The organism is Pseudomonas sp. TR47, from assembly GCF_044143025.1.
Classification (GTDB): Bacteria; Pseudomonadota; Gammaproteobacteria; order Pseudomonadales; family Pseudomonadaceae; genus Aquipseudomonas; species Aquipseudomonas putida_E.
Map to the genome: position 1 here is coordinate 43,548 of NZ_JBHFCS010000001.1, position 16,588 is coordinate 60,135.

The following is a 16,588-nucleotide window of genomic DNA, read 5'->3' on the forward strand; positions in this document are numbered from 1 at the left end:
GACTGCTACGGACATCGTCGTTATCAGGAGTGATCCAATGGAGCTGACCACCATGAAGACCCGCACTTCGAAACTTTCCTCCACTCATGTGCGCGGGTTCAAGCTGGCCGCGCTGGCCCTGGGCAGTAGCCTGGTCCTGGCCGGCTGTGCGGGCAACCCGCCCACCGAGCAGTATGCCGTCACCCAGTCCGCCGTGAACTCCGCCGTCAGCGCTGGCGGTACCGAGTTCGCCGCCGTTGAAATGAAAGCGGCGCAGGACAAGTTCAAGCAGGCCGAAATCGCCATGCACGACAAGAACTACGAGGACGCCAAGCGTCTGGCCGAGCAGGCCGAATGGGACGCTCGCCTCGCCGAACGCAAGGCCCAGGCGGCCAAGGCCCAGAAGGCCGTGCAGGACGCCCGCCAGGGCGTTCAGGACGTACGTCAGGAAGGCCTGCGTAGCGCTCAGTGAGCGCCGCCCAGCCTGCCTTAGCCTTCGCACTCGATCAAAGGATGAACACTATGCGCAAACACGTCATGATTCCCGCCCTGCTGGCCCTGAGCGTCGGTCTCGCTGCCTGCTCGCACGACCCGAACGCCAACCTGGAGTCGGCCCGCACCAACTTCTCGTCGCTGCAGAGCGACCCGCAAGCGAGCAAAATCGCAGCCCTTGAAACCAAGGACGCACAAGACTGGCTGAACAAGGCCGACAAGGCCTACATGGAGCGTGAGGACAGCAAGAAAGTCGACCAGTTGGCCTACCTGACCAACCAGCGCGTTGAAGTGGCCAAGCAGACCATTGCCCTGCGCTCGGCCGAAAACGAGCTGAAAAACGCCTCGGCGCAACGTGCCCAGGCCAAGCTCGATGCCCGTGACGCGCAGATCGCCAAGCTTCAGGACAGCCTGAACGCCAAGCAGACCGACCGCGGTACGCTGGTGACCTTCGGCGATGTACTGTTCGACTTCAACAAGGCCGAACTCAAAAGCAGCGCCTTGCCCAACGTGACCAAGCTGGCCCAGTTCCTCCAGGAAAACCCTGAGCGCAAGGTCATCGTAGAGGGCTACACCGACAGCGTCGGTTCGGCCAACTACAACCAGACCCTGTCCGAGCGTCGCGCCGGTGCCGTGCGCATGGCGCTGGTACGTGCAGGCGTAGACCCTGTGCGCATCGTCGCTCAAGGCTACGGCAAGGAATACCCGGTTGCTGACAACAGCAGCAACTCGGGCCGTGCGCAAAACCGCCGGGTGGAGGTGACCATCTCCAACGACAACCAGCCGGTAGCGCCGCGTTCGGTGAGCCAGGTGCAGTAAGGCTCACAAGTCGATATAAGAACCCCGCCTTCATGGCGGGGTTCTTCATTTTTCATCGTTGGTTCGAGCGGGTCATTGCATTTTTTGCGGGGTCTGCTCACCCATGCAACGCACCGCACGCTTGCGGTTGTCGACCAGTACCCCGGTAAGGCCCTTTTGCGCTGTGTCGAACAGCACCAGCACACCGTCCACACACTGCGCCACCTGCGGCGCTGGGTCGAGGGAAACCTTGTAGTCCTCACCAGGCACGGTCTTGAGCATGGTGAAATCCTGCAGCAACAACGCATCCTCCGGCTTGGCGAAATGCAGGTAGCCGTAATACCACAGAGCCCCCACCGTCACGATGATGCTGCCGACACCGGTCAGGATCAGCGGGATGGCGTTGCGTTCTTCACTCATTGCTTGTTCTTCTCGTCAGGATAGTTGGGCACTTCGGCCAGCCGCCGCAGGCCGTTGAAATGGCGGGGGTCATCAAGAAAACGCAGCATCACCTGGCGCCAGACCGGGTCGGCAAAGGTCTGTACATGGCCGCCGCGGGTCAGTTGCAGCACCCGTGGTGGCGGTGCGTGCTGGTACAGGCGAATGCCGTTGTTCATCGGCACCAGGTTGTCGTCGATGCTATGGAAGAACAGCTTGGGTGGGCTGCTCAGGCGCTCGACCGAACGGATCGCGCTGTCACCATCGGGTACCAGCCAGGACAACGGCACCTGCAAGGGCCAGGTCAACCACGATGTGCTCAGCGCAAAGCGCCCGACATCGCGGTAACTGGCTGGCACGCCATCGAACACCAGTGCGCTGAAGCGCAGGCATTGCTCGGGGTGGGCTGCCAGGTAGTGGATGGCCATTGCCCCGCCCAGGCTCTGCCCCAGCAATACCAAGGGTTTGCCCTTGACCTCGGGGGCCTGGTCGAGCCATGCCATGGCCGCTGCGATGTCATTGTAGACCTGTGGCAAGCCGGGCTTGCCCTGGGACAGGCCATAGCCCCGGTAATCGATCATCAGCACCTGATAGCCCTGCTCCGGCAGCCAGTAGCTACCGCCCAGGTGCCCAGCCAGATTGCCGCCATTGCCGTGCAAGTGCAGCACCGTGCCCTTGACCTCGACACCCGCCTTGGCCGGCAGCCACCAGCCATGCAGGCGGACGCCGTCGGCGGTGGTCAGGGTGACATCGCGGTACTGCAGCTTGGCACGCTCGGGCGTGAACGGCTGGCCCGGTTCCGGGTAGAACAACAGGCTACTGCACCCGCCCAGGCCCAACAGCGCCAAACCCAGGACCAGGCAGCGGCAGCGCTCAAAGAATGTTCGCGTAGTCGGCTTCAATGCGATCAAGGCTCAGGTGGTTGAGGAAGTTGGAGAAGCACATCCAGGCCGACAGCGCATTGAGGTCGCGAAACTGCTCCGGCAGGTACTTGGGCGGTTCCACCAGGCCTTCTTCGACCAGCTGACGCAAGGTACGCATGTCTTCGAGGGTAGTCTTGCCGCAGAACAGCAGTGGAATCTGCTCGAGTTTGCCCTTTCTCACGGCCAACTGAATGTAGTTGTAAACCATGATGAAACCCTTGAGGTAGGACAAATCCTTGGTAAATGGCAGACCATTGGGCACCGAGCCGCGGAACACCCGGCTTGCATTGCTGTAGCTCTGCGCCATTTCAAAGCCCTGGGCGCGGAAAAACTCGAACACCTGGAGGAAATCGGCGCCCTCCTCGACCATATGGATGGCGCGCGTGCGGTTGGTGAGCTTGCGCAGACGGCTGGGGTAAGAGGCGAAGGCGATCACCTCCATGAGAATCGCCAAACCCTCCTGAGTCACCGTCGACGAAGGCGGGCCCTTCGACAGGAAGGTGCAGATCGGCTGGTTGAGGCCGTTGAGCGTGGTGCCCACATGCACCAGCCCCTCGTGCACTTCCAGCGCGCGCACATCACGGCTGTTGAACATGGCGTCAGCGCGCACCTTGATGTAGTCGGCCCCTGCCGCCGCATCGGCGACGATGCCGTCGGACTCGAACACCCGGATGGTTTCCTCGGCCTCGCCGAACACCTTGTTCAGGCGGCGCTGGAGGATGTCCACGGCCTCTTTGGCAGTCAGGTTTTTCGGCTCGTCCTTGAGGTCACCACGGCCGTCGATGTTGTTCAGGTAATCGGAAAGCATCAGGCCAAGGTCGGCCAGCGTCGGGTCGCCAGCGTGGAATGCATCGGACGCCGCGCCATAGAGTTCCTGGGAGATCAGGCCGAAATCCTCGGTGCCGCGTGCTTCGAGCATACGCACCACCATGCGGTACTCCTTGCACATGCGCCGCATGATCTGCCCCACCGGGTTGAACTGCCCCAATTGTCGGGTGATGTCGCGCTCGATGCTCTGGAACTCGGCCTTGACCGCACTTGAGTCGAACGACAGCGGCCGCGACTGGTAATAGGCGCGGTCCACTGCAGGCGGCTCTTTGCCCTTGGCCTTCAGAAAGCCCTGGCGGATGTTGTCATCCCACTTGACCGCATCGAGCACACGTATAGGGGTTTGCGCGGTGACGATGCGATCGGACAGTGCGCGTATGGTCTGCTGGTACTCGTCCACCGGGAACTCCTTTCTAGAACAAGGCACCTGTACAGGCCCCTCGCCGGCAAGCCGGCGAGGGGCCTGTACGGTCATTTGCCGCTGCGCTGGAAGCGCGCCACCTCGACGAACAGGTCGGAGTTGGCCGGGTCATCCAGATAGGCCAGCACCCGCTCCGACGGGCTGTCGATCAGCACGCCCTCACCGTTGTCCTCCGGTACCTCGGTGTTGCGCCCGGTCAGCTCTTTTTTCTCGACCGCCTGCTGCACCTGTTCCACATCAAGGTTGTAGATCACCAGTTCCTTGCCATCGACGATATCGAAACCGCCAATCAGGAAATGGCCGCCCAGGCGCTTGGGTACACCGGCAGAGAGGTACCAGCGGTTGCCGTGGCGTGACACGGTGAATACGTACTCTTCGGGCTTCTTGCCCTTGGCCGTGGCCACGGCCTTGTAGGCATCGGCGCCGCTGCGGCTGATGGCCAGCTTCAGTGGCTCGCCCCAGGCGTCCTTGCTGCTCCACATGCCCAGCAGGGCCTTGGGCGCCGCCTGATTGCTCGGCAACGGCTCATGGAAGGTCACCAGACAACCGCCCAGCAGGAAGAATGACAACGTCAACAACACCACACGCCAGGCTTTCATCAGGCTCTCCTTGAAAGTTCGTTCTCGGCTCAGGCCGATGCCAACACCAGGTGCAGGTAACGGGTAAGCATAGCGAGCATCTGCCCATCGGCTTGCGCATCGGCATCCTTGAGCAGGCCCTGATATTCCATCTGCTCGATAATCGCCGTCAACATCTGGGCGTCCTGTTCCGGTTGCTGCGAGCCGACCACCTGCAACAGCTGGCGCGTGCCATGCAGCAGAATCTGCTCGTGGGCGCACACCAGTTCGGCCAGGCGCGGGCACAGCAGCGCTTCCTGGCGGAAGGCTTGCTCGGCCATCAGGAAGTCGCGGCGGTTGACCAACTGACGGGAAACGTAGTCGGCAGTCATCTGCGCCACTTCGTCAGCCAGACGCGCCCTTGATTGCGCACTGCCATCACCCTGGGCAAGCAGCTGGCGCAGCACCACTTCGGTATTGGCCCACAGCTTGGCCATGTAGGCGGCGCTGCGTTCGACGTATTGGGCGAAGGTATCGGTGAGCAGGTCCTCGATATCCTTGAAGTAGTAGGTCGTGGCCGACAGCGGCACACCGGCCTCGGCGGCGACCGCACGGTGGCGCACGCCACGCACGCCATCACGCACGACAATGCGCATGGCAGCGTCGAGGATCAACTGGCGGCGCTGTTCGCTGCCTTGGCGGGCGGTCTTGCGACCCTGGTATTGCACGCTTTCGGCGACGGCGGTGGCAATGCCGGCGGCGCCTTGCTGGGCCATTGCGGGTGTCACGGGTGTACCTCATTGATCTTGGGGTGACTGCACCGGCCCTATCGCCGGCTTGCCGGCGATAGGGCCCTGACAAACAACATAAGGCTTCAGGCAAGAAAAAGCCGCCCCGAAAGGCGGCTTGTTCAATTCACTCAGGCCTGTGGGCGCATGTGCGGGAACAGGATCACGTCGCGAATCGACGGCGAGTTGGTCAGCAGCATCACCAGGCGGTCGATGCCGATGCCTTCACCAGCAGTCGGTGGCATGCCGTACTCCAGGGCGCGAACGAAGTCGGCATCGTAGTGCATGGCCTCGTCGTCACCGGCGTCCTTCTCGGCCACCTGGGCCAGGAAGCGCTCTGCCTGGTCTTCGGCGTCGTTGAGCTCGGAGTAGGCGTTGGCGATCTCGCGGCCACCGATGAACAGCTCGAAGCGGTCGGTCACGGCCGGGTTGTCGTCGTTGCGGCGGGCCAGCGGCGAAACTTCGAACGGGTATTCGGTAATGAAGTGCGGCTGCTCCAGCTTGTGCTCGACCAGCTCTTCGAAAATCATCACCTGCAGCTTGCCCAGGCCCTCGTGGCCCAGCACCTTGGCACCGGCTTTCTTGGCGATGTCACGGGCACGCTCGACATCCTGCAGGTCGGCCGCAGTCAGTTCAGGGTTGTACTTGAGGATCGAGTCGAACACCGACAGGCGCACGAACGGCTCACCAAAGTGGAACACCTTGTCGCCATACGGTACATCGGTGCTGCCCAGGACCAGCTGGGCTAGCTCGCGGAACAGTTCCTCGGTGAGGTCCATGTTGTCACGGTAGTCAGCGTAGGCCTGGTAGAACTCGAGCATGGTGAACTCGGGGTTGTGCCGGGTCGAAACGCCTTCGTTACGGAAGTTGCGGTTGATCTCGAACACTTTCTCGAAACCACCGACCACCAGGCGCTTGAGGTACAGCTCCGGCGCGATACGCAGGAACATGGCCATGTCCAGGGCGTTGTGGTGGGTTTCGAACGGTTTGGCCGCGGCACCGCCAGGAATGGTCTGCAGCATCGGCGTTTCGACTTCCAGGAAGTCGCGGTCGATGAGGAACTTGCGGATATGCGAGATCACCTGCGAACGCACACGGAAGGTGTGGCGGGTTTCTTCGTTGACCATCAGGTCGACATAACGCTGGCGGTAGCGCTGCTCGGTATCGGTCAGGCCGTGGTGCTTGTCCGGCAGCGGGCGCAGCGACTTGGTCAGCAGGCGTACGTTGGTCATTTCAACGTACAGGTCGCCCTTGCCGGAGCGGGCCAGGGTGCCTTCGGCGGCGATGATGTCGCCCAGGTCCCAGGTCTTGACCGCGGCCAGGGTTTCTTCCGGCAGGGTCTTGCGGTTGACGTAGACCTGGATGCGCCCGGTCATGTCCTGGATCACCATGAACGAGCCACGGTTGAGCATGATGCGACCGGCTACCTTGACCGGGATCGCTGCAGCTTCCAGCTCTTCCTTGGTCTTGTCGACGTATTGCTTCTGCAGGTCGTTGCAGTAGCTGTCGCGGCGGAAGTCGTTGGGGAAGGCCTGACCCTTCTCGCGCTCGGCGGCAAGCTTTTCCTTGCGCAGGGCGATCAGGGTGTTTTCTTCCTGTTGCAGGTCTTGCGATTCGGTCTTGAGGTCGCTCATGTCGTCATTCTTTCCATCAGGTATTCGTTGCCCTTTTGGGGCAGGGCACGCGATGCCGGCGTGCGGGCATCGCGGCGGTGGTGTGCGGCTTACAGCCCCTGCTTGAGGCTCGCTTCCAGATACTGGTCGATGTCGCCATCCAGCACCTTGTTGCAGTCGCTGCGCTCGACGCCGGTACGCAGGTCCTTGATACGCGAGTCATCCAGCACGTAGGAGCGGATCTGGTGGCCCCAGCCGATGTCCGACTTGCTGTCTTCCAGCGCCTGGGAGGCGGCGTTGCGCTTTTGCATTTCCAGCTCGTACAACTTGGCCCGCAGCATTTTCATGGCGGTGTCCTTGTTGGCATGCTGGGAGCGTTCGTTCTGGCACGCCACCACGGTGTTGGTCGGCACGTGGGTGATACGTACCGCCGAGTCGGTGGTGTTCACGTGCTGACCACCGGCACCGGAGGAACGGTAAGTGTCGATGCGCAGGTCGGACGGGTTGATGTCGATCTCGACCTTGTCGTCGATCTCGGGCGACACGAACACCGCCGAGAACGAGGTGTGGCGACGGGCACCGGAGTCGAACGGGCTCTTGCGTACCAGGCGGTGCACGCCGATTTCGGTGCGCAGCCAGCCGAAGGCGTACTCGCCCTTGATGTGCACGGTGGCGCCCTTGATGCCGGCGACTTCGCCCTCGGAAAGCTCGATGATGGTGGCGTCGAAACCGCGCTTGTCGGCCCAGCGCAGGTACATGCGCAGCAGGATGTTGGCCCAGTCCTGCGCTTCGGTACCGCCAGAGCCGGCCTGGATGTCCAGGTAGGCGTTGTTCATGTCCATCTCGCCGCTGAACATGCGACGGAACTCAAGCTGGGCCAGTTTTTCTTCCAGGCCTTGCAGCTCGGTCACGACGTCGCTCACGGCGCTTTCGTCATTTTCCTCGACGGCCATGTCGAGCAGATCCTGGCAGTCGGCCAGGCCGCCGGACATCTTGTCCAGGGTCTCGACGACCTGCGCCAGCATGGCACGCTCGCGGCCCAGGGCCTGGGCGTACTCGGGCTTGTTCCAGACGGCCGGGTCTTCCAGCTCGCGGTTGACTTCGATCAGGCGGTCAGCTTTTTGATCGTAGTCAAAGATACCCCCGAATGGACTGGGAACGCTCGGTGAGGTCCTTGATGGTGTTCAGGATCGGTTGGATTTCCATGGCGCGCGGCTCTCGTACGAATTCGGTGAAAAGCCCGCGAGTATAACCGATCCAGGGAGCTGCGGCAGCCCGTTGGGCAGCCGCTTGAACCTCAGGCGATACCGACCTGGTTACGCCCGCTGTTCTTGGCCTGGTACAACCCCTTGTCGGCTGCCGAGATCAATTGCCGACAATGGCTGCCGATCGCCGGCGTCTGGGTCGCCAGGCCGATGCTCACGGTCAGGCGCGAATCGTCTTGCGATGCCGTATGCGGGATATTCAGGCCATGTACGGTCTGGCGCAGCTTCTCCGCCACCAGCCGCGCACCGCCCGGGGAGGTGTTGGGCAATACCAGCGCGAACTCCTCGCCCCCGTAGCGCGCCGGCAGGTCGGTAGGCCGTGAGCAGGAGCCGCGGATGGCCTCTGCAACCTGGCGCAGCGCTTCATCACCTGCCAGGTGGCCGAAGCTGTCGTTGTAGACCTTGAAGTAGTCGACATCGATCATCAGCAGCGACAACTGCTGCTGCTCACGCATGGCCCTGCGCCATTCCAGTTCCAGGTACTCATCGAAATGGCGGCGGTTGGACAGACCGGTGAGGCCATCGGAGTTCATCAGCCGCTGCAGCATCAGGTTGGTGTCGAGCAGTTGCTGCTGGCTCACGCGCAGCGCCCGGTAGGCCTCGTCACGCTGCAGCAGGGTCAGGTACGAGCGGGAGTGGTAGCGGATGCGAGCCACCAGTTCGATGGTATCCGGCAGCTTGACCAGGTAGTCGTTGGCCCCGGCAGCGAAGGCCGCACTTTTGACCAAAGGGTCTTCCTTGGTCGACAGAACGATGATCGGGATGTCCCGGGTAGCCGGATTGTTACGGTATTCGCGCACCAGGGTCAGGCCGTCGAGGCCCGGCATGATCAGGTCCTGGAGGATCACCGTAGGTTTGATGCGCATGGCCTGAGCCACCGCCTGATGGGGGTCGGCGCAGAAATGGAAATCGATGTTTTCCTCATGGGCCAGGCCACGGCGCACCGCTTCGCCGATCATCGCCTGATCGTCGACCAGCAAGACCATCGCCGAATTTTCATTGGCGGTCGCAAACCCTTCGATCGGTAGATCAATCATCCCTATTCACCTGATCACGGCCGCAGGGGCGGTGTGATTCAATACATATCGTCATTGTGCAAAGATTTCCATCAGGCGCCCGGCGATTCGCTCCAGCGGACGGATTTCCACCGCTGCATCGATTGCCGCGGCGGCTTTGGGCATACCGTAGACTGCGCTGCTGGACTGGTCCTGAGCAATGGTCAGGAAGCCTTGCTGGCGCATCAGTTTCAGGCCCTGGGCACCATCGCGGCCCATGCCGGTGAGCAGCACGCCCACCGCCTGCCCGCGCCAATAGCGCGCCACACTTTCGAAGAACACATCGATCGAGGGCCGGTAGATTTCGTTGACAGGTTCGGCAGTGTAGGCCAACTGGCCGTTGTGCAGCAGGCGTATATGGTGATTGGTGCCCGCCAGCAGGACCTGCCCAGGCTGCGGCGGCTCCCCTTCACGGGCCAGGCGCACCGGCATGCCGCAGGCACTGCCAAGCCATTCTGCCATGCCGGCAGCGAACACCTGGTCAACATGCTGAACCAGCACGATGGAGGCCGGGAACGCTTTGGGCAAGCCCTTTAGCAGCACCTCGAGGGCCGCAGGCCCGCCGGCCGATGAGCCGATCGCCACCAGGCCGCGGCGCTGGGCGGCATCGCGTAACGGCGCGGCGACCGGTTTGGTCGCGCTGGGCCGCTGTTGGCCGATCAACCAGCTGATGTTGAGGATCTTGCGCAGCAACGGCGCCGCCGCTTCCCGCGCATCACCCGCGCCCAGCGCCGGGGTGTCGACCACATCCAGGGCCCCATGGCCCATGGCCTCGAACACGCGGTGCACGTTCTGCTTGCGGTCGACGGTGACGATGACGATGGCACACGGCGTCTCGGCCATGATCCGCCGGGTCGCCTCCACACCATCCATCACCGGCATGATGAGGTCCATGAGAATCAGGTCGGGCGTTGCCTGGGCACACTGGCGCACGGCCTCGGCGCCATTGCTGGCCACCCAGATCACCTCATGCGCAGGCTCCAGGGCCAGGGCCCGGCGCAACGCCTCTACCGCCATGGGCATATCGTTGACGATGGCGATCTTCATCCTTGAGCACCTCCGATCAGTTCAACCACGGCGTCGAGCAACGCATCGTCGTGGAAGCTGGCTTTTGCCAAATAGTAGTCGGCGCCAGCGTCCAGGCCTCGCCGTCGATCTTCTTCGCGGTCCTTGTACGACACCACCATCACAGGCAGAGACTGCAGGCGCTGGTCGCGGCGCACCAAGGTGACCAGCTCGATACCGTCCATTCGCGGCATGTCGATGTCGGTGATCAGCAGGTCGAAATCCTCGCTACGCAGTGCATTCCAACCGTCCATGCCATCGACTGCCACGGCCACCTCGAAACCGCGGTTGCTCAGCAGCTTGCGTTGCAGCTCGCGTACGGTGAGCGAGTCGTCGACAACCAGAATGCGCTTGCGGCTGGCGCCACGGCCTGCCTGCACGCCGCGCTCGATGCGCTCCAGGCGGCCGGTGCTGAGCAGTTTCTCGACCGAGCGCAGCAAGTCTTCGACATCGACGATCAACACCACCGAACCGTCGTCCAGCAGCGCCCCCGCGGAAATGTCCTGGACCTTGCCCAGCCGTGCATCGAGCGGCATCACGACCAGCACCCGCTCACCGATCAGCCGCTCCACGGCCACACCGTAAAGCTGTTCACGTTCGCGGATCACCACGACCCGCAAAGCGCTTTCATCACCTTGCGCGGCGGGCCGGTTGAGCAACTGGCTGGCCGCCACCAGACCGATATGCCGGCCCTCGTGCCAAAAATGCTGACGCCCCTCGATTTGCACGATCTGCTCGGCCGTCACCTCCACGGTGCGCTCGATATGCGCCAGCGGGAACGCATAAGCCTCCCCGCCGACTTCCACCACGAGGCTGCGTACCACCGAAAGGGTCAACGGCACTTCCAGATGGAAGCGGCAGCCCTGGCCGGCCTGCTGGGTCAGCTCGATCGAGCCGCGCAGGTCCCGCACCAGATGCTGCACCGCGTCCAGGCCAACACCGCGGCCGGAGACTTCGGTCACTTTGTCGCGCATGCTGAAGCCCGGCAGGAACAAGAAGGTCAGCAGCTCCGCCTCGCTCATCTGCGCCACGGTGTCCGCCGGGGACAAGCCGCGCTGAACGATACTGCGCTGCAGCCGTTGCAGGTCGATGCCGGCGCCGTCATCGCTCAGTTCAAGGATCAACAGGCCGGCCTGATGGGAGGCTCGCAGGCGTATTGCACCTTCTTCCGGTTTGCCCGCCAACAGCCGCTGCTCGGGCAGTTCAATACCATGGTCGACTGCATTGCGCAGCAGATGGGTCAACGGCGCTTCGAGCTTTTCCAGCACATCGCGGTCGACCTGGGTCTTTTCACCGTCTATCTGCAGACGCACCTGCTTGCCCAGCGAGCGGCCCAGGTCTCGCACCATACGGCTCTGGCCGGTAAGCACATCGGCAAACGGGCGCATGCGGCAGGCCAGGGCTGTGTCGTACAGCAACTGCGCCCGCTGGCTGGCCTGCCAGCCGAATTCGTCAAGGTCGGCGGTCTGCTGTTGCAGGATGTGCTGGGTTTCCATCAGCAGCCGTTGCGCCTGGGCCAGTGCTTCCAACACCGGCAGGCTCTGGCCGCTGCCTTCCAACTGGGCTTTCAGGCCATCGAGGGCGCGCATGCCTTGGCCGTGCATGCGCTTGAGGCGCTGCAGGGTGGCCAGATAGGGTTTGAGGCGCTGGGTCTCGACCAGCGACTTGCTCGACAAGTCGAGCAGGCTGTTGAGCCGATCGGCAGTTACCCGCAACACCCGCTCGCCACCTTGCGCGCCGCGCTTGGATGCCCTGCGCGGCACGGGAGGCTCTGCTTCGGGCTCAAGCTCGGGGGTAACCAGCTCGACCGTGGGCAATGGTGTCTGGGCCGGCACGCTGGAAGGCACGGGTGCACCGGGAGGGGCCAGCAAGCCAGCCATCTGGGCCAGAAAACCGGGTACCGCCCCCTCACCGGCAGGGTCCCCGGGCGTTGCGACATGCAGCAGCAGGTCGGTACCGCGCAGCAAGGCATCGATATGTTCAGCGCGCAGCAGCAGCCGGCCTTCCTGGGCCGCTACCAGGCAATCTTCCATCACATGGGCCACGCTGACCCCGGCGTCGATGCCCACGATGCGTGCAGCACCCTTCAAAGAGTGCGCAGCACGCATGCAGGCTTCCAATTGAGCGGCCTGGGTCGGGTTGCGCTCCAGCGCCATCAGCCCTGTGATGAGCACCTGGGTCTGAGCTTCGGCTTCCAGACTGAACAGCTCGAGCAACGATGCATCGCGCATTTGCTCAGGGGTCATGACAGGCTCCGCTGCACGGCAGACAGTAGTTGTTGTTCGTCCAGCACACGCACGCTGCGCCCGCGCCACTGCAGCACGGCGGCGGTGAACGGTGCAGTATCTTCAGTGGCGCCCGGTAGTGTGAACTCCAGGCGATGAATACCGTCGATCTCGTCCACCGCCAGCACCACTGGCCCGCCTGCCGCCGCCAGAATCAACATGCGCGGCATCGCCCGGCTGCTGCGCGCAGGCTCCGGCAAGCGCGCCAGCCCCAGCATTTCGCTCAGCGACAGGCACGGCACCAGTGCGCCACGCACATTGACCACCCCTTGCAGCACTCTGGAACGCTGATGCGGCAATGAATGTACCGGCTGCACCGGGGCGATCTCGGCCAGGCAGGCGGTCGCCAGGGCCAGCCACTCCTCACCCAGACGAAACAGCAGCAGCGAGCGCCCGACGCTGGACTCGACCTGCGCCGCCTCGTGCAACTGATCGTCCTGAGCCAGTGCATAGCGGTCCAACAGACGGGTAGCGGCCGCAGCATAGACTTCACAGTTGCGACAATGGATATGCCTTTGCAGCAGCGGGCATTGCTTGTCGCCGTGCACGCCGATCCGGTTCCAGCAATCGTCGATACGCTCATCGTCCTGGGCGATCAGCGCAATTGCGTGTTCCACGCTCATCGTTCAGCCCCCCTGCCAGCGCGTGCCGCGCGTTCGTGCAAGCGGCGAGCGCCGGCTTCGTCGCCTTGGGCCGCCAGCAACATGGCCAGGTGCAGCAACGCCTCAGGGTGCTGCGGCTCCAGGTACAGGGCTTTGCGGTAGAGCGTCTGGGCTTGCCGGGCATCGCCTTCGGTATCGCTGAGCAGTCCCAGCCAGTAATACACCTGAGCCTTGGGCTCGAACTGCTGCAGGTAGCGCTGGCAATTGGCACGCGCTTGCGTGCCCTCACCCGCGTTGGCCTGCCTCGCGATGAGGGCCAGCAACTCACTTTCGCTCTCGCGCTGCACCACTGCGGGCGGGGCAACCGCAACCGAGCGCAAGGGCCGCGAAATGGGCGCAGGGGCAGGCACGGGGCGGCTCGGTGCGAGTGGCGCCGGCGGGATGAGCCGAGGCTGTGCTGGCGCATCCAACGGCTGGCGAACGTAGGCGAACGACTGGGCAATGCCCAGCGGCCGCATACCCAGCCTTGCCAGAAGGCTGCCCTCGGCCGGCCCGATAAACAGTACGCCGTGCTCGTGGGTAAGGCGCTTGAGCACCTCGAACACGCGCTGCTGGGTCGCCACGTCGAAGTAGATCAGCAAATTGCGGCAGAACACGAAGTCGTAATAACCGTCACGGCTGCCCAGCGCCGGGTCGAGCACGTTGCCCACGGCCAGGTTCACCTGTGCACGCACCCGCTCATTCAGCTCATGGCCTTCGGCGAGCGCGTGGAAGTGGCGCTCGCGAAAGGCCAGATCAACGCCGCGGAACGAGTTGCGACCGTAGACCGCCTGCACGCCCTTGGCCACCGAATTGGGGCTGATGTCGATACCGTCGATGCGAAACGCAGCCGGGTTCATGCCCGAATCGAGCAGTGCCATGGCCAGGGAATAAGGTTCTTCACCCGTGGAGCACGGCAGGCTCAGCAAGCGTAGCGGCCGCTCGCCGGCGAGTTCGGCCAGGCGTTTGTGGGCCAGCCCGACCAGCGCAGTAAACGACTCTGGGTAGCGGAAGAACCAGGTTTCCGGGACGATCACCGCTTCGATAAGCGCCTGCTGCTCATCTGCCGATTGCTGCAAGCACAGCCAATAGTCGTGAAGGTCTTGGGCATTGACCGCGACACGGCGCTGCTGCAAGGCACGCTCGACCATGGGCGCGCCGACCGATTCGACATCCAGGCCAATGCGCGCTTGCAGAAAGCGGAAAAACCGTTGCTCGCTCATGCCGACACCTGCCCCGACTGTTGTGGGAACAGCAGTTCGCGCACAGTATCAGACAGCAAGTCATCGACCTCGATACGCTGTAGCAGGCCGTTGGCGTCCTGGCGAACCGGGCCCAGGTAACGCGCTTCGGGGTTGTCCAGCCCATACGGCTGAAACTCCTCAGCGAGGCAGCGCAAGGTCTCGGTAGCCTGTTCGAGGATCATCCCCAACTGATGCTCGCCGCGATAGCGCACCAGCACCAGCCGTGTGCTGGTGCGCGCAGTGGCAGGCTGGCCAAAGCTCAGGGCCGACAGGTCGACCACCGGCACCAGCACACCACGATGGGCAACGATGCCGGCAACCCAGGCCGGCGCCTGGGCGATCGGCTTGAGTGGCAGGCGAGGTAGCACTTCGACCACCTGGCGCACATCTAGGGCGAAACGTTGGTCGTTGAGACGAAATAGCAGGTACAGCTTGCCCTTGGCGCTGGCCGCTGCTGCCGCATGCGTGTGCAGGTCAGTCATGGCGGTCAGACTTTGAAGCGCGATACACCACCGCGCAGGCCCGCGGCCACCTGGCTCAACTCGTCGATGGCGAAGCTGGCCTGGCGCAGCGATTCCACCGTCTGCGTGCTGGCATCGCTGAGCTGGGCAAGTGCCTGGTTGATCTGCTCGGCACCGGTAGCCTGGGCCTGCATGCCTTCGTTGACCATCAACACCCGCGGCGCCAGCGCCTGTACCTGATGGATGATCTGGCTCAGTTGTTCGCCCACCTGCTGCACTTCGAACATGCCACGGCGCACTTCTTCGGAAAACTTGTCCATGCCCATGACCCCTGCCGATACCGCCGACTGGATTTCCCGAACCATCTGCTCGATGTCGTAGGTGGCCACGGCCGTCTGGTCCGCCAGGCGCCGCACCTCGGTGGCCACGACGGCAAAGCCGCGCCCGTACTCACCGGCCTTTTCCGCTTCGATGGCGGCATTGAGCGACAGCAGGTTGGTCTGGTCGGCGACCTTGACGATGGTCACCACCATCTGCGTGATGTTGCTGGCCTTTTCGTTGAGGATCGCCAGCTTGGCATTGACCAGGTCGGCTGCGCCCATGACCTGGTGCATGGTGTCCTCCATGCGCGCCAGGCCCTGCTGGCCGGAACCTGCCAGGCTCGAAGCCTGGTCGGCGGCACTGGTGACTTCGGTCATGGTGCGCACCAGGTCGCGCGAGGTCGCGGCAATCTCACGCGAGGTGGCACCAATCTCGGTGGTGGTCGCAGCGGTTTCGGTGGCGGTGGCCTGCTGTTGCTTGGAGGTGGCCGCAATTTCAGTGACCGATGTGGTCACCTGTACCGAAGAGCGTTGGGCCTGGGACACCAGCTTGGCCAGCGCCTCGGCCATCTCGTTGAAGCCGCTTTCAATGGCGCCGAACTCGTCCTTGCGGTCCAGGCTCAGGCGCATGCTCAAGTCGCCCGAGCGCAGCTTGTCGAGGGCATGCACCACGCGCTGTACGGGGGCGGTGATGGCGCGCATCAGCAGCAGGCCGCAGATACCCGCCGCGACGATTGCCAACAACAGCGAAACGATCATGCTGCCTTTGGCGGTGCTCACGGCACCGACGATCTCGTGGTTAGCGGCGTCGGCGGCTTCGCGGTTGTACTCGATCATCGTGTTGAGATGATTGCGGCCCTGCGACCAGACCGGTGTCAGAACGTCCTTGATCAACCGCTCTGCCTCGGCATAATCCTGCCGTCGATAGGCTTCCATCACCTGGCCGATGACATGGGTGTAGTTTGCCTCCATCTGGAGAAAGGTGTCGAAATGGGCCTGGTCGTCCTTGTCGTGAATGGTGCCTTGGTAGCTGGCCAGGTGTTGCTTGAGGCGTTCGTCGAAGCTTTTGAACAGCTCCATGTCGGCTGCCGTGATCTCGCGGTGGTCGGACAACCCCACCAGCTGCTGGCTGGTGACGTAGCTGTCGACCCAGGCACTGCGGATCATCGAACTGTAGTAGACCCCCGGAATGCTGTCGGTACCTACTGCCTCCTCGGCACTTTCGATCGCCACCAGCCGCGAGTAAGCAGCTACGACCATCAGCAACATGATGGCGATGATCACGGCGAAACTTGCCAGGATCCGTTGGCGCAAGGTCCAGTTCTTCACATTCAGCCCTCAGGAATTCACAACGAGCGGGAAAAATCGCCGAAGTATAGCCCAGGCTTCCTACGCTTATGCGGCTGAATATGCGG

At 63.1% G+C, this 16,588-nt stretch carries 16 protein-coding genes; 2 read left to right on the top strand and 14 right to left on the bottom strand.

Annotated features, from left to right (window positions below):
- Window positions 1–37: 37 nt before the first annotated feature.
- Together ACEWE8_RS00235 and ACEWE8_RS00240 are read left to right on the top strand one after the other, a co-directional pair.
- Window positions 38–451, top strand: coding sequence for a DUF4398 domain-containing protein (locus ACEWE8_RS00235; RefSeq protein ID WP_012315930.1), 414 nt, complete (start codon window positions 38–40; stop codon window positions 449–451).
- 50 nt (window positions 452–501) lie between these two features.
- On the top strand, window positions 502–1,290 hold the full coding sequence (locus tag ACEWE8_RS00240; RefSeq protein WP_046784342.1) for an OmpA family protein: 789 nt from the start codon (window positions 502–504) through the stop codon (window positions 1,288–1,290).
- Between the two features lie 72 nt (window positions 1,291–1,362).
- On the opposite strand, the gene ACEWE8_RS00245 is transcribed toward ACEWE8_RS00240, so the two are convergent.
- The 14 genes from ACEWE8_RS00245 to ACEWE8_RS00310 form a co-directional block, all read right to left on the bottom strand.
- Window positions 1,363–1,689, bottom strand: a complete 327-nt coding sequence (locus tag ACEWE8_RS00245; protein WP_046784343.1) for a hypothetical protein — start codon at window positions 1,687–1,689, stop codon at window positions 1,363–1,365.
- Window positions 1,686–2,609, bottom strand: coding sequence for an alpha/beta hydrolase (locus tag ACEWE8_RS00250; RefSeq protein ID WP_046784344.1), 924 nt, complete (start codon window positions 2,607–2,609; stop codon window positions 1,686–1,688). Before ACEWE8_RS00250 ends, ACEWE8_RS00245 begins: the two co-directional genes overlap by 4 nt.
- Complete coding sequence (locus ACEWE8_RS00255; RefSeq protein ID WP_039602209.1) at window positions 2,581–3,858, bottom strand: flavohemoglobin expression-modulating QEGLA motif protein; 1,278 nt, start codon at window positions 3,856–3,858, stop codon at window positions 2,581–2,583. The genes ACEWE8_RS00250 and ACEWE8_RS00255 overlap by 29 nt, the downstream gene beginning before the upstream one ends.
- A 71-nt stretch (window positions 3,859–3,929) precedes the next feature.
- Window positions 3,930–4,478: a lipoprotein gene (locus tag ACEWE8_RS00260; protein WP_046784345.1), complete on the bottom strand. Its 549-nt coding sequence runs from the start codon at window positions 4,476–4,478 to the stop codon at window positions 3,930–3,932.
- Window positions 4,479–4,507: 29 nt separating this feature from the next.
- Window positions 4,508–5,212: a TetR/AcrR family transcriptional regulator gene (locus ACEWE8_RS00265; RefSeq protein WP_046784346.1), complete on the bottom strand. Its 705-nt coding sequence runs from the start codon at window positions 5,210–5,212 to the stop codon at window positions 4,508–4,510.
- A 143-nt stretch (window positions 5,213–5,355) separates the two neighbouring features.
- On the bottom strand, window positions 5,356–6,858 hold the full coding sequence (lysS, locus tag ACEWE8_RS00270; protein WP_046784347.1) for a lysine--tRNA ligase: 1,503 nt from the start codon (window positions 6,856–6,858) through the stop codon (window positions 5,356–5,358).
- Window positions 6,859–6,947: 89 nt separating this feature from the next.
- Window positions 6,948–8,043, bottom strand: a protein-coding gene (prfB, locus tag ACEWE8_RS00275) for a peptide chain release factor 2 (protein WP_115274014.1) whose coding sequence is annotated in 2 segments (ribosomal slippage) — window positions 6,948–7,970 and window positions 7,972–8,043 — 1,095 coding nt in all. Because the reading frame shifts where the segments join, the coding sequence is not laid out codon by codon here.
- Between the two features lie 91 nt (window positions 8,044–8,134).
- Complete coding sequence (gene wspR / locus ACEWE8_RS00280) at window positions 8,135–9,139, bottom strand: Wsp signal transduction system regulator diguanylate cyclase WspR (RefSeq protein ID WP_046784348.1); 1,005 nt, start codon at window positions 9,137–9,139, stop codon at window positions 8,135–8,137.
- A gap of 51 nt (window positions 9,140–9,190) precedes the next feature.
- Window positions 9,191–10,204, bottom strand: a complete 1,014-nt coding sequence (locus ACEWE8_RS00285) for a chemotaxis response regulator protein-glutamate methylesterase (RefSeq protein ID WP_046784349.1) — start codon at window positions 10,202–10,204, stop codon at window positions 9,191–9,193.
- Window positions 10,201–12,468 (bottom strand): hybrid sensor histidine kinase/response regulator, encoded by a 2,268-nt coding sequence (locus tag ACEWE8_RS00290; RefSeq protein WP_046784350.1) that lies wholly within the window; start codon window positions 12,466–12,468, stop codon window positions 10,201–10,203. The genes ACEWE8_RS00285 and ACEWE8_RS00290 overlap by 4 nt, the downstream gene beginning before the upstream one ends.
- Window positions 12,465–13,130 carry a chemotaxis protein CheW gene (locus ACEWE8_RS00295; protein ID WP_046784351.1) on the bottom strand — a complete coding sequence of 222 codons (666 nt, stop codon included), beginning with the start codon at window positions 13,128–13,130 and terminating at the stop codon, window positions 12,465–12,467. The genes ACEWE8_RS00290 and ACEWE8_RS00295 overlap by 4 nt, the downstream gene beginning before the upstream one ends.
- Window positions 13,127–14,371, bottom strand: coding sequence for a protein-glutamate O-methyltransferase CheR (locus ACEWE8_RS00300; protein ID WP_046784352.1), 1,245 nt, complete (start codon window positions 14,369–14,371; stop codon window positions 13,127–13,129). Before ACEWE8_RS00300 ends, ACEWE8_RS00295 begins: the two co-directional genes overlap by 4 nt.
- A complete protein-coding gene (locus ACEWE8_RS00305; RefSeq protein ID WP_046784353.1) occupies window positions 14,368–14,874 on the bottom strand; it encodes a chemotaxis protein CheW in 507 nt (168 codons plus the stop codon). Before ACEWE8_RS00305 ends, ACEWE8_RS00300 begins: the two co-directional genes overlap by 4 nt.
- A 5-nt stretch (window positions 14,875–14,879) precedes the next feature.
- Window positions 14,880–16,502, bottom strand: a complete 1,623-nt coding sequence (locus ACEWE8_RS00310; protein WP_046784354.1) for a methyl-accepting chemotaxis protein — start codon at window positions 16,500–16,502, stop codon at window positions 14,880–14,882.
- Window positions 16,503–16,588 lie beyond the last annotated feature (86 nt).

Bases quoted from the DNA above. Each gene is read 5' to 3' on its own strand.
- ACEWE8_RS00235 (WP_012315930.1), top strand. From the start codon at position 38: ATGGAGCTGACCACCATGAAGACCCGCACTTCGAAACTTTCCTCCACT.
- ACEWE8_RS00305 (WP_046784353.1), bottom strand. From the start codon at position 14,874: ATGACTGACCTGCACACGCATGCGGCAGCAGCGGCCAGCGCCAAGGGC.
- ACEWE8_RS00295 (WP_046784351.1), bottom strand. From the start codon at position 13,130: ATGAGCGTGGAACACGCAATTGCGCTGATCGCCCAGGACGATGAGCGT.
- ACEWE8_RS00245 (WP_046784343.1), bottom strand. From the start codon at position 1,689: ATGAGTGAAGAACGCAACGCCATCCCGCTGATCCTGACCGGTGTCGGC.
- ACEWE8_RS00300 (WP_046784352.1), bottom strand. From the start codon at position 14,371: ATGAGCGAGCAACGGTTTTTCCGCTTTCTGCAAGCGCGCATTGGCCTG.
- ACEWE8_RS00285 (WP_046784349.1), bottom strand. From the start codon at position 10,204: ATGAAGATCGCCATCGTCAACGATATGCCCATGGCGGTAGAGGCGTTG.
- wspR (WP_046784348.1), bottom strand. From the start codon at position 9,139: ATGATTGATCTACCGATCGAAGGGTTTGCGACCGCCAATGAAAATTCG.
- ACEWE8_RS00265 (WP_046784346.1), bottom strand. From the start codon at position 5,212: ATGGCCCAGCAAGGCGCCGCCGGCATTGCCACCGCCGTCGCCGAAAGC.
- ACEWE8_RS00240 (WP_046784342.1), top strand. From the start codon at position 502: ATGCGCAAACACGTCATGATTCCCGCCCTGCTGGCCCTGAGCGTCGGT.
- ACEWE8_RS00290 (WP_046784350.1), bottom strand. From the start codon at position 12,468: ATGACCCCTGAGCAAATGCGCGATGCATCGTTGCTCGAGCTGTTCAGT.
- lysS (WP_046784347.1), bottom strand. From the start codon at position 6,858: ATGAGCGACCTCAAGACCGAATCGCAAGACCTGCAACAGGAAGAAAAC.
- ACEWE8_RS00260 (WP_046784345.1), bottom strand. From the start codon at position 4,478: ATGAAAGCCTGGCGTGTGGTGTTGTTGACGTTGTCATTCTTCCTGCTG.